This is a genomic window from Zobellia laminariae (genome assembly GCF_030553095.1).
In the GTDB taxonomy this organism is placed as follows: Bacteria; Bacteroidota; Bacteroidia; order Flavobacteriales; family Flavobacteriaceae; genus Zobellia; species Zobellia laminariae.
Genome location: NZ_CP130738.1, coordinates 1,768,289 through 1,781,931, shown reverse-complemented (window position 1 = coordinate 1,781,931; position 13,643 = coordinate 1,768,289). Strand labels below are relative to the sequence as shown.

The following is a 13,643-nucleotide window of genomic DNA, read 5'->3' as shown; positions in this document are numbered from 1 at the left end:
CACCCCGCCATGAAATTTGTAAAATACATAGCACTTACTTTGCTGGCTGCCCTAACGTTTGGAAGCGTTCAGGCGCAGGAAGACGATCCAGTTTTGTTATATAGCCCAGCGTCACAGAATTTGTTGAAGTTCAACAGATTCTTGATTAACCCAACCTTTTCTACGGTTCAGGAAGACAAGTCATACATTAACCTTTTACATCGAAACCAATCGGTACAATTTAAGGACAATGATCAGACTTACTTCTTAAGTTACAGTGGTAGAATAGGAGATAAAAGTGGTTTAGGGCTAAGCTTGTATACACAAAGTGTTGGAGCTGTATCTAACATTGGTGTGTTAGCCAACTATGCCTACGGGATAAAGTTGAGCGACAAAAGTAATTTTACATTTGGTGGTAACCTTACCTATTATAGTACGGGTCTTGATCAAAACAGCATTGATGTTATTGATCTTAATGACTATAGTTTAACCGGTACTGAAGACAGCAATGTGCTTTCTTTTCAACCTGGTTTCAACATCTCTTATGGCAACATAGATTTTGGTGTTTTTGCCGAAAACTTATTCGATTATAATCTAAAGACAAGCAAGTCGTTAACAGAGTTTGGCGATAAAACATATTCTAGTCACCTTCAATATACCCATCATTTTGATAATAATGAGGGTATTATGGAGGGTAGCAGATTAATGCCAATTGCAAGAGTACGCATGAATGGTCAAAACCGATTAGCAGCAGGCGACGAATCTCAAGATATGACTTACGGAGGTGCTGTTATTTTGGACTTACCTAAACTAGGTTGGCTACAAGGTGGCTATGACAGTTTTTACGGTGCATCTGCAGGTGCAGGTTTCAACATCAACAAAAGACTTTCTTTAGGATATACCATGGAAAAGGGCTTTGGAACCAACTTTGATAATTTTGGTGTTACCCATGAAATTTCATTCGCATTCTCATTTACTCCTAACCTTACCGAAGACCGTGTAATGTTAGAAGATGATTATGAAGATTCTTTAGTTGATAATGAAGAAGTTGACAAAAATGATCTTGTAGATAATGAAGAAATAGAAGAGCTAAAACGTAAACTGGCAGAGAACGATGCCATCATTCAAGAGCTAATGTTCCGTCAAGATTCCTTGGAATCTAATCGTCAAAAGGATTTAGAGAATCGCTTTAATATGGTGATGAGCATGGTACGCAACGAGACCAATGGTGAGCGTCCTGATCTTGAAGACCGCGCCCAGAATTTATTTATGGGTAATAACGATCGCCCTGCTATTGCTAGCAATGATACGCAAAACAGCAATAGTATACCAAATAGTACATTATCCGCGAGCACATCTAACAATGGTGGGTCCACAAGCAAAACACCTAGCAACAATATAAATAGCAACTCTTCTAATAATAGTACTCCAACAACTACCCTAGCTTCAAATAATACTACTCAGTCTAGGCCTGCTATTGTAAAAGATAAGGTTCAAAACAATTCAACTGCCAATAGTAGAACAACCTCTGGAACAACTTCAGCAGTTGCTGATAGAAGTGATGTAAAAAGTAGAAAATTCAAAAATTTAGAAGGTGTAAAAGACGGTTACTATGTAGTAGCCAATGTTTATAAAGGCGGCCAGTATATGGACAAGTTTATGAACAAACTTAATAACGATGGTTTTTCTTCGGACTACATAGACAACCCTAGTAACGGTTTAAAATACGTGTATTTAGAACGCTATGATACTTGGGAGGAAGCGGTAGCCGCACACAACAGTGGTATGAACGGTGCCTATGATGGCGCTATGTGGATTATGGATGTTGACAACCGCTACTCTAACGAAGCTTACGCTTCTAACGTAGATAAACTTAAAGAAAAATCTGCTAAATATGATACTGATGTACTACGCACAAACACTGTAGTAAAAGACCAAATGGTATCTAATGAGTTAGATCCTAAAACTCACAAAATAGATGGTATTGGCTCTGGCTATTATATCATCGCAAATGTATTTGCAAATCCTAAAAATGCAAATCGTTTTGTAAAGCTTTTAAATTCTTACGGGCTTAGTGCCAGTTATTTCATAAACCCAGATAATAACTGGAGGTATGTTTATCTAAAAAGACACCAATCTTGGAACAATGCCCTCTTGTCTTACTATACCAACCTAAATGATGCGTACAATGACAAAATGTGGATTATGCGCGTCAAACCTAACCTACTAGCTTAATGAAATCAAAATCCATTAAAAAAATATTTGCGGGCGCTCTATTTTTATTGGCATTTGCAGGCTATTCACAAGAATATAATTCCTTTGAAGTTCGTTACCAGAACAACATTAAGGGGGATTTAACATTTATTTCAAACACTATTGTAAATAGGGACGGAGGCACTACTGCTACCGAACCAGAAGACCCTTACAATAACCTCAACACTAATGGCAATTATTGGCCTTCTAGTAATCGTAACGCAGAAACCGGTGGTTACTATAACTACAATGATCGCAAAAACATGCAGTACATAGATGTTGATAGTGATACTAGCACATTTAGTTCTAGTACAGCAACATTTTCATTTCCTAATGCTGACTGTAATCTTATAAGATATGCAGGTCTATATTGGTCCGCCACCTACCCAAGGGATAATACTGCAGACCCAGTAGGTACAGCCAAGGACACGGCAAATAGATCAAATAAAATTTAAAGTCCCTAATGGCATCTATGTAGATATTACAGCAGACGAAATACTGCATGATGGCCTAACGAACCCAGCTCTAAGTGCAAATGCACCTTATGCATGTTATGCAGATGTAACCAGTTTAATAACTCCTTTGGCTAATCCTCAAGGAGATTATACCATTGCAAATATAGCTAGTGCACAAGGTTACGGTATTGCACCTAGCGGACAGTCAAGAATGACTGGTGGTGTAGCAGGAGGTTGGACTCTTGTTATTGTTTATGAAAACCCTAATTCTAGTGGTAAACTTATTACCACTTTTGATGGTTTTGCTAGGGTTACCGGCACCAGTAATGTTAATATAAATTACTCAGGGTTTAATACAATTCCAGTAGGTCCGGTGAGCGCAAATATTGGTGCTGCTACACTTGAAGGTGACTTTAGAATTACAGGAGACAGATTAAGAATTAGGGCTGCGAGCAGACCAAATTTTACAACCTTAAGCAACGGCACAAATCCTTCAAATAACTTCTTTAATAGTAATATTACACGTAATGGTGTACATGCTAATGATAGAGATCCATTTAGTCTAAACACATTAGGTTTTGACAGTGATATCTTTAATTTAAACAACCCAACCAATTCCGTTATACCTAATAGTGAAACTGCTGCAACCTTTAGCTTTCAGACCAATGGTGATCAGTATTATCCGTTTTTCAACTCGTTCAATATTGAAATTATTGAACCGGATATTGTTCTAGAAAAAAAGGTAGAAGATATTGCCGGTAATGATATTACAGGTCAAGGTGTTAACCTTGGTCAAATATTAGATTACGTTCTTACTTTTACAAACACCGGTAATGATGATGCTGTAAACTATGCCATTCGTGATATACTTCCTATAAACGTTACCCTTGACGAGGCAAATATAGACATGCCTACCGGAACTACATATACCTACAACCCAGCAACAAGAGAGGTTGATTTTTTCATTCCGGATACGTTCGTAGAAGAGGGTGATACTCCGGCACAGATTCGTATGCGAGTTAAAGTTGCGGAAAACTGCTTTGACTTTATAGATGCCTGTACAGATCTCATACAAAACTTGGCCTACTCTACATATCAAGGCGCAATAAACGATAACCGTATTACAGATGATCCTAGTGTATCTGATTTTGATAACTGTGGATTCGTTACACCAGGTGCAACCAACCAACTTTTATTAGATGATTTATCTGATTGTAATTTTACCCGAAACGTTCAACTTTGCGGAGACAGTGTAACCTTAAACGCAGGAGAAAATTTTGATTCTTATATATGGGTAAGTGATGATAACGGCAACGGTAGTTTTGATTCTACAGATACCGTATTACAGAATAGCACTTCCAATACCCTAGTTGTAACACAACCGGGAACCTATATTGTAGATAAGATTATACCTGCGCCATGTAAAGGCTTTAGAGAAATTATGATTGTAGAGCGTTTTGGCGCTACTCAAACTAATCCATTAGTCGACTTTTTTAATGACACGAATAATGATGCTGATCCTACTAATGATATTCAAGGTGAAATTGTAGAATGTAGTATTGATGGTGACTTTTTACCTAAAATATTTCTTTGTGGTACGGCCGATACACAATCTATTACATTAGATATTCTAGATGCTCAAAGTATTGCTTGGGAGAAATTAGATGAAGGAAGCTGTACAGCTGCACCTGATGATTGTGCTAATAAGAACTTAGGCTGTACGTGGAATCAAGTGGCTGCAGGAAGCGATTATAACGCAGATACAGCAGGAAAATACCGTTTGGTTATTAATTATACCAATGGGTGTTTTAGTCGCTTTTATTTTGATGTATTCCAGAATAATTTGGACATTCTTTACAATGACCGAGATATCATCTGTACTACAGATGGTAACATTACTATAACCAACTTAGGCAGTAACTATGGCTACCAATTGGTAGATGTTGCTAACAACGCTATAGTAATACCATTTAGCGCTAACAACGGCCCTAGTTTTGATATTTCTACTAACGGTGCCTATAGAGTTGACGTAACTCAATTAGACGCTTCAGGAAACCCAATTGAAGATGCTTGCATATTCAGTACTCCTGACATTGGTATACTAGATAGAGACTTTCAAGTAAATGTAACAACTACTCCATCTAACTGTAATGCACAAGGTATTATAAAAATAGATGTTCTTAATGTTGAACCTAATTACACCTACATCTTAAAAAGAAGTGATGGAACCTTAATTGATGACGAAACTGCAGAACCGGATAACACAAACTCTTTTAATGTAAATGCAGGAGACTACATCATAGAAGTTTCTACCGCAGATGGTTGTGCCTATTCTGAAGATGTAACTGTTACCAGAACACCAGACCCAACTATAACGGCATTAACCACAAGAGATATAGGTTGTACCGCAGGAACTATCCAATTGACCGGTAGCGGTGGACTTCCAAACCCAGATTATTCATATGCTATTTGGAGTAAAAATGGAACCAATTTATATACTGATGTAGCATCAATACCTTATGATGCTTATGATACAAATCCTACTTTTTCTTTCGGTTGGAGAGATTCTGACAGTGATGGTACCGATGAGTATTTTCCAGGAGAAGATGGCGATTATGTTTTCGTAATTGTTGATTCTAACAACTGTTTTGCCTTTTCTAACGAAGTAACACTTAATGATAATGGGGCAATGACCCTAGATTCCATTACTGAAACATCACCATCATGTAGTGGTGATTCGGACGGAGCAATTACCATAAATACAACTGGTGGTGTTGCACCATTTCAGTTCAGTATAGATGGTGGAACCACTACGCAAGGAACTCCTAATTTTGTAAACCTTATTGCTGGTACATATGAAGTATATGTAACCGATTCATCTGGTTGTAATTTTTCACAAACTGTAGATTTAACGGAGCCATTTCCTTTAAGTGCCTCTGCAGGAGTTTCTAGAGATGCTACTTGTGACCCTAATGGTGCAGAAGTAAGAGTAACGAACGTTACGGGCGGTACAGCTCCATATGAATATAGCTTTGATGGTGGTGCCAGCTATGGTTCTTCTAGTACAGCAACGCTTCCTCCTGGAGATTATACGATTATCGTAAAAGATACTGCTTGTGAATTTCCTATGACCGTTACTGTTGATGATGTTCCTGACGAACCAAACGTAACCCTTACTCCAGAAGTAAGCTATGATTGTGATGGATTGGCTACGGTAACTGCTACCCCAAATATTTCAACATACAATTATACTTTTGCCTTAGATGGTGTGGTAAATTCGCCAGACCCAACAAGCAATGTTTTTGAAAATGTAGGACCGGGAACGTATACGGTGAGTACAAATTATGTCTCGCAAACCCCACCTACTCCAAGCTTATTATTGGCCGAAGACTTTGGAAGCGGTTCTACAATACCAAACCCAAATACATCTGGGTATTTTTATGAAAATCAGCTTGATAACACAACTCCAAGTGGTGCCCCAATAGACAACGGAGCTTACGTAAATGATTATGAATATGCAGTAACGAGTAATATAGAAAGACCTTTCGGTTCTTGGATTAATCCAATTGACCATACATCAGGTACAAAAGCATCACAAGGTCGTTATTTAGTTATAAATGTAGGTACGCCAAGCCCTTACCAAATTATATACAGAAAGGCTATAAACGATATTATTCCTAATCAACCATTAAGCGTTTCTCTTTGGTTAATCAACCTTTTAAGAAACGGTACCGGCGGTTTAGACCCTGATTTAACTATTGAAGTTCGGAACCCAAGTACAGATGCCATAGTAGCATCTATCCGGACAGGAGATATTGCCAAAAATACGGGAGCTAGCAACTGGATAGAGTTTTCAGCTGATTTAAATCCTGGTAGTAATACAACACTTGATTTTGTTATTAGAACTGAAAAAATAGGTAACGGAGGTAACGATGTTGCTATTGATGATATTAGTGTTTTTCAAATACCGGAAGTATGTGTACAAACTGTTGAGACCGCTGTTACCGTTGTTGCTGGTAAAGTATTTACGGCAACTGTTACTGGTTCTACAGATGCAAGTTGTAACGGACTTTCTGATGGTACACTTACCTTTGAAGTAGAAGATTTTAATGCAGCAGGATTTCAATATTCAATAGACGGAAGCGCATTCGTAACTTCAACTACTTCACCGGTTACTTCACCAGCAACCCTGGTGCTGGTTCACATACATTGATTGTTAGAAAAGCAGATGAAACAACCTGTTCAAGAACGCTTACACAGACCATTAACGCACCAGAGGCACTAGAGGCTTTTGCTTCAATTACAACAGAATTAAGTTGTACTAACGGAGGTGCTACTATTACAGCCAGTGTTACCGGTGGTACTTCAGCATATGAATATCAATTAGAAGATAATCTGGGGGCTATAGTAGGAACATTTGATTATGCAACAAACGGGGCAAACACAGTTTTCTCTGGTTTAGCTGCTGGCGATTATATTGTTCGTGTACGGGATGCCAATTCATGTGAGGATGCCATTAACGCTGCTTTGACAGTTGCTGCTGCCAACCCGATTACTTTTAATGTTACGCCTACCGCCTGTTATCCTGGTGGAAATACCGCTACGATTCAAGTAGATGTTACAGACGGAAATGGAGATTACACTTTTAGCATAAACGGAAACCCTTGGGTAATTCCAACTCCTGCAAATACGACACATACGTTTAGTGGTCTTTCCAACGGGACGTATACTATAAATGTACAAGATGCTTTAAGTTGTACTGGTGTTTTACAGACCATTACAATCGCCCCACAATTAACAGTTAGCGCATCGGCTCCAACCATTACAGCTTGTGCAACTGATACTGATATTACTATTGCTGCTTCAGGTGGGGACAACAACTATGTATTTGCTGTTGTAACTAATGGAACTGCGGTCCTTGATGGAGATTTTAGCACAACAAACCCCGTGACCGTTTCTGCTGCAGGAGATTATGATGTATATGTACGTGACCACAGTGGTGGAACGGATTATTGTCCGGCAATGTATACTATAACTGTTGCTAAAGATGCGCCAATTGTCATAACTCCAACACCAACAGCGGTGACTTGTTTCGGAGAATCAAACGGAGCTATTTCAATTGCTATAGATTCTGGCGGAAACGCACCATTTACGTACAGTATTGATAATGGAGTTACTTATGTAACAGAAAATAATTTTCCCAATCTTCCTGCGGGCACATACCCTGTTCGTGTTAAAGATTCTAATGATTGTGAAACTATTCCAGAAAACGTAGTCGTTACGGAGCCCGCACAGTTGGTTGCAGAAGCTACTATCACACAAAATTATACTTGTTTAGTTGATGGAGAAATTACCGTTGGAAACGTTACACCAACAACAGGTGGTTCAACAAACTATCAATACAGTATTAACGGAGGTGCTTGGACAGCTTCTTCTTCAACGGGAGTGCATACATTTACGGACCTATCAGATGGTACGTATAGTATCCGTGTTAGAGATGCCAATGCCACTTCTTGCGAGATTACTTTGTCTGATGTTATAATTTTACCATTACCTACAGAACCAACGCTTTCTACTTCTGTGACCTATAATTGTGATGGAACAGGAAATATTACGGTATTACCTAGTGACGCATCGTATACATACAGTATAGATGGAGCAACGGCTCAAACACCAAATCTATTTAGTAATGTAGCAATAGGAAGCCACAACATTGTCGTAAACTACGGTAGTGATTGTACGGTTGATACCACAGTAATTGTAGAAGATGGGCATACTTTTGAAGCTTCTATTACTGCTTTTGAAAATCTAGATTGTAATGCAGATAATTCTGGAACCATTACGATTAACGCAGATAACTACGGAACAGGAGGATTTGAATATAGCCTAAACGGAGCTGCCTTTGTTGGTCCGTTTACAGCTGCAGAACAAATTACGGGTCTTGCCGCACAAGCACATTTAATTGAAGTACGGGATGTTGACAATGCTATTGCAAGCCTTCCTATTGCGCGGTACTATTAAATCAAACTTTAGCCGAACCGGATGCTATTGTTGCTTCGGCAAGCATTACAGAACAGTTTACTTGTAACAATACAGGTGCTACTATTACCGCTAGCGCAATAGGAGGAACTCCAACTTATGAATATCAGTTAGAAGATAATTCAGGTGGAATTTTAACTGCTTATCAAACCGAAACAACATTTACCGGAGTAACTGCAGGAGATTATATCGTAAGAGCAAGAGATACAAATACCTGTAGCGATCCGATTAATACGGCAATAACCGTAACTGCTCCTATTGTACCAACTTTTGACACCACTACCACGGCCTGTTATTCCGGTACCAATGATGGTTCTATACAGGTTGATGTTACTGCTGGTAATGGAGGATACAGTTTCAGTATTGATGGCGGTCCGTTTGTAGCGGCAACTCCAGTTACAGGAACAACTCACACCTTTGACAATTTAGCCAATGGTACTTATACCATAGATATTAGAGACGCTTATGGATGTACAGCTGTTCAACAAACCATTACAATAGACCCACAGTTAGTAGTGTCCGTAGCTGTTGTTGATATTAGTGCGTGTAATGACGGTTCAATTACCGTTAATGCTGCGGGTGGAAATGGAACATTGGTATATGCCATTGTACCTGCCAACACAGACCCTTCTGGTCTTTATACTACAACAAACTCATTGACTATAACTAGTGCTATGGCAACGGCCAACCCAGCAGGTTATGATGTGCATGTATTGGATAATAATGGTACATCGCCATCATGTTCATTCGTTCAAGAAGATATTATTCTAACTCCCGTTGCTACTTTAATCGCAAGCGGAACAGCAACTGACCCTGAGTGTTTTGATGGTCTGGGTTCTATTGATGCCACAGCTGGTGGAGGAACAGGTCCGTTTACTTATCAATTAGTAGATTTGAGTCCTGCTGATGGAATTGATTACGGAATAACAAATACCAACATAGCCACAACAACATTGACGTTCAATGGTATTGGAGTAGGTGACTACGAAATTACGGTTACTGACACCAACAGTTGTTCTATTACTTCGGCTACAATTACCGTTAACAATGCCACGGAAATAACTGCAGATATCGTTCCGATTTTACCTGCGGCTTGTAATGACCCTGATACGAATGAATACGGATTTAGGTTTGATAATGTAACATCTCCATCTGGTGGTATTATTGAATATAGTAACGATGGTGGTACATCTTGGCAACTGTCCAACGAATTGAGAGGTACTATTTCTGGTACAGAAGTTTTCCCTTCTATCAGAGTTACTTTACCTAGTGGCACTATTTGCCAAATGGATTTTGATAGATACATCATTCCTTATCCATTAGATAATTTAGATATCAGTATTAGTGCAATAGTCGTAGACTGTAATGATTTACAAGTACGTGTTCAGGGAACAGCTGGTATTGCCCCCTACGAATATGCTTTTTCAGAAGACCCGGCTAATTTTGATCCAGCTACCACCACTTGGCAGCCATAGGGGAACCGTAAATTCTAGTGGTGCTACCGTTCCTGCAGGTGAAGGTTCTTATACTTGGACAGGATTAACACCAGGTAGAACTTATGTATTCTATGTTAGAGATAATACCGGATGTGTTCGTCAAAGTCTTGTAAACGTAAATGACCTAATTGTTGAACCCATTACCATCACTACGGAAATTACTCCTACTTGTTTTGGTTCTTCAACTGGTGAAATAGAATATACAATAACCCCAACTACAGCATACTCACATATGCGTTGGGAATTCTTTGAAGTAGGTAATTCTACTGCTCTTCAGACCAGTGGAGGAAACATCCTTTATAACAATACTATAAATGTTACCGGCCTACCCGAAGGCAATTATTATATAGAAATAGTACAGTCTGACGGAACAACAGATTCATGTACAGGAGGTAGTGAAAACACCTATGTACCAGAATTAAGGGTATTAGATGCTACAGCAACTGCAACAAGAGACATCTCATGTAACTTGCCATAGGTTTAATTACTGTTGACAATATCACTGGCGGTGGTGGAGCTCCTTATACCTATGATGTAACCGGACCTCTAGGTTTTACAGCTTTAACAGACCTAAATACTAACCCGGTTCAAATTCCTGTAAACTCACCAGCAGGAGCTTACACGGTTACAATGAATGATCAATACGGATGTTCGTTTACCATGTTACCGGTTAATTTAAGTTTATCGGCAAATCCAACTTTCACGTCAATTACTCAGGATAACTGTAGTGCACCAATTGACCTTACTGTTGTTGGAAGTTCAGCCGCTGGGAATATCCGTTATGCTATTGTACCTGCAGGTGACCCTGTACCTACAACGTATCTTGATAATGCCGGTTTATTTGAAAATGTAACCGCTGGTTCTTATGATGTCTATATTATTGATGGAAACGGTTGTACTAACTCCCAATCTAATTACACAGTAAACCCTGTTCTTTCTGCAAAAACAGAGCTCACCAAAATATTGGATTGTACTGCTTCGCCAGATGCCATAATAGCAATTGAAGTATTAGATGGTTCAGGTAGTTATGAGTACTCAATTACAAATACTGCCGGAGCTCCAGCGGTTATGCAAACAGTTATTCCGGGTAACCCATTCAATTACCAAGCGCCTGCTGCAGGAGATTATACAATTACTATCTATGATACCAATACACCTAGTAGTGTAATTTGTAATAGAGAGTTTGTTGTAAACGTTCCAACTAGAGTAGAGCCTGTTGTTAATACAATTGCATTTACCGACGTTACTTGTTTAGGTGATTCTGACGGTACTATTACTATTTCAGCAATAGACAACGCAACAGGACCATATACTTTTGAGATTACTTCTATGGATGGTGCTGTAACAAGTATCAACCCAACAAGCTTTACAAATACTACGGCAACGTTTACTGGTCTTGCACCAACAACAACAGCTGCTGGATATGTAGTAACCCTTACTGGTAATTCTACTACTAACAATTGTACTACAGATAGTGCTGCTATTATCATTGCAGAACCAACAGCTATTATTGTAACAATGAATCCGGTTGTAGAATTTGGCTGTACAACTGCTAACAATCAAAATGATGCAAGTATCTCGGTAACAAGTGCAGCAGGAGGTTCAAATACCTTTGTTCGTTATGAATTCATTAAAAATGATAACCCAGCTACAGCAGCAATAGAAGCAGATGTTATTGTTCAAAACGGTTCTAATGACACCTACATTGAAACTGATGTATTAGGTGGTGCATATACCATAAATGTTTATGACGATAATGGTTGTTCTGGTTCTACTACCCAAACAATTGTTCCTTATGTAGAAATCAGTAATCCTACGGTTACCATTGATACCGATGTAAGCTGTAATCCTGGTGATGATGCTGTAATTTCAATAGCGGTTGATTTAACTCCTCCTTTAGGAACACCAACACTAGAATATTCTGTTGTTGGAACCGATAATGCATATAGCAACTTAAATCAACCTACTAATTCATTTACTGGAATAGGCGTAGGAAACTATGAAGTGACCGTAACTAACATAGATACCGGATGTTTTGTACAAACCACTTTTGAAATTGAAAATCCAAATACATTTGAAATCGATGCTACTACTGTAGATGTAGTATGTAATGGAAATAATGGTTCTGTAAGCTTTACTATAAGCGATGCTACCAATCCATACACTGACGGTTTCACTTGGCAAATATATAATTCACAAGGTACGGCTGCTACGGGTGATGATACCATCATTGCTGCGGCAACCGGAACCTCGGCCAACGTAGGTCCCACTACACCATATGCCATTGGCGCGGGCGAGTACCGTGTTGAGGTTACCCAAGACAGTAACCCTTCTTGTGTAACTTCTGAATTATTTACCATTGCAGGTCCTAGTGACCCAATTAGCGCAAATAGGATATTTACCGATATTACTTGCGTACCTTAAGCAACAACGGAACCATTACCATTACCGATATTACTGGCGGATGGGGCGGTTATTCGTATCTCATCTTTGATGCGGCCGGTCCAGTTATTGACACTACTGACCCTGCAAGTTATATTTCAAACCAGAAAGAAGAAAACCTAACCGCAGCTACCTACGAAGTTTGGCTTATGGATTCTAGAGGATGTGCTGAGCAATTAGCAGATGTCGTTCTGGCTGATCCAACACCAATTACGGCAGATTTAAGAATAAATCAGCCTAACTGTACCGATTTAGAAGGTGAAATTGAAGTTATTAATGTTCTAAACGGTCAAGGTAGCAACTACAGTTATCAGTTACAATTGTTCAACACAGTATCTTCAACTTTTGAAGATATGAGACCTATACAAACCTCAGCTATATTTAGCGGTTTAGGTGCAGGCGAATATCAAGTAGTTGTTAGCGATCAATGGGGTTGTGTAGGTACTACAAGTACAAGCATTGACTTACACGAACCTATTTCACCATTGGCATCCGTAGTTAAAACAATTGATTGTTCTACTACAGATCCTGGGGACAGATTACCATTTCACAAACAGGTGGTTCGGGAAGCTTCAGATATGATGTACAATATCCATTATCTGCTCCAGCTACCGTAGATGACACCAACAACTCTGGTATTTTTACAGGTCTTACGCAAGTAGGTGATTATATATTTACCATTACCGATTTAGATACAAATCATAGTTGTAGTACAACTATAACTCAGCGATTGGAAACAGCAGTGATTCCAGAAATAAATGCAAATTCTTCTACCAATGTAACTTGTAATGGTGCCGATGATGGAACAATTTCAGTTGGCGTTACTGATAATGGAGTAGGACCGTATACCTTCCGAATTATTACGGGACCAAGGTAGTTCGGCTACTTTCCCAATTGCTGCAACATCATCAACATCAACCTCAGCTTTCTTTGATGGACTTGAAGGTTCTATTGCAGGTATAACATATACAATAGAAGC

General features: G+C 39.0%; 9 protein-coding genes and 1 pseudogene. All 10 read left to right on the top strand.

Annotation, left to right across the window (positions count from 1 at the left end; genetic code table 11):
- Nucleotides 1-9 precede the first annotated feature (9 nt).
- Nucleotides 10-2,214: a PorP/SprF family type IX secretion system membrane protein gene (locus tag Q5W13_RS08435; RefSeq protein WP_304445996.1), complete on the top strand. Its 2,205-nt coding sequence runs from the start codon at nt 10-12 to the stop codon at nt 2,212-2,214.
- On the top strand, nt 2,214-2,687 hold the full coding sequence (locus Q5W13_RS08430; RefSeq protein ID WP_304445995.1) for a hypothetical protein: 474 nt from the start codon (nt 2,214-2,216) through the stop codon (nt 2,685-2,687). Before Q5W13_RS08435 ends, Q5W13_RS08430 begins: the two co-directional genes overlap by 1 nt.
- Before the next feature lie 127 nt (nt 2,688-2,814).
- Nucleotides 2,815-6,900, top strand: coding sequence for a SprB repeat-containing protein (locus Q5W13_RS08425; protein WP_304445994.1), 4,086 nt, complete (start codon nt 2,815-2,817; stop codon nt 6,898-6,900).
- Entirely contained in the window at nt 6,897-8,708 is a 1,812-nt protein-coding gene (locus tag Q5W13_RS08420; protein WP_304445993.1) for a SprB repeat-containing protein, read from the top strand. Before Q5W13_RS08425 ends, Q5W13_RS08420 begins: the two co-directional genes overlap by 4 nt.
- A gap of 26 nt (nt 8,709-8,734) precedes the next feature.
- Nucleotides 8,735-9,067: pseudogene (locus Q5W13_RS24815) on the top strand (hypothetical protein); the annotation flags it as partial.
- Between the two features lie 174 nt (nt 9,068-9,241).
- Nucleotides 9,242-10,201: a hypothetical protein gene (locus tag Q5W13_RS08415; protein WP_304445992.1), complete on the top strand. Its 960-nt coding sequence runs from the start codon at nt 9,242-9,244 to the stop codon at nt 10,199-10,201.
- On the top strand, nt 10,170-10,700 hold the full coding sequence (locus Q5W13_RS08410; protein WP_304445991.1) for a hypothetical protein: 531 nt from the start codon (nt 10,170-10,172) through the stop codon (nt 10,698-10,700). The genes Q5W13_RS08415 and Q5W13_RS08410 overlap by 32 nt, the downstream gene beginning before the upstream one ends.
- Nucleotides 10,701-10,852: 152 nt before the next feature.
- Entirely contained in the window at nt 10,853-12,646 is a 1,794-nt protein-coding gene (locus tag Q5W13_RS08405) for a hypothetical protein (RefSeq protein ID WP_304445990.1), read from the top strand.
- Entirely contained in the window at nt 12,634-13,281 is a 648-nt protein-coding gene (locus Q5W13_RS08400; protein ID WP_304445989.1) for a hypothetical protein, read from the top strand. Before Q5W13_RS08405 ends, Q5W13_RS08400 begins: the two co-directional genes overlap by 13 nt.
- A complete protein-coding gene (locus Q5W13_RS08395; protein ID WP_304445988.1) occupies nt 13,176-13,541 on the top strand; it encodes a SprB repeat-containing protein in 366 nt (121 codons plus the stop codon). The genes Q5W13_RS08400 and Q5W13_RS08395 overlap by 106 nt, the downstream gene beginning before the upstream one ends.
- Nucleotides 13,542-13,643 lie beyond the last annotated feature (102 nt).

What these genes read in the sequence shown, in the direction of transcription:
- Q5W13_RS08405 (WP_304445990.1), top strand. Translation starts at nt 10,853, where the DNA reads ATGAATGATCAATACGGATGTTCGTTTACCATGTTACCGGTTAATTTA.
- Q5W13_RS08430 (WP_304445995.1), top strand. Translation starts at nt 2,214, where the DNA reads ATGAAATCAAAATCCATTAAAAAAATATTTGCGGGCGCTCTATTTTTA.
- Q5W13_RS08435 (WP_304445996.1), top strand. Translation starts at nt 10, where the DNA reads ATGAAATTTGTAAAATACATAGCACTTACTTTGCTGGCTGCCCTAACG.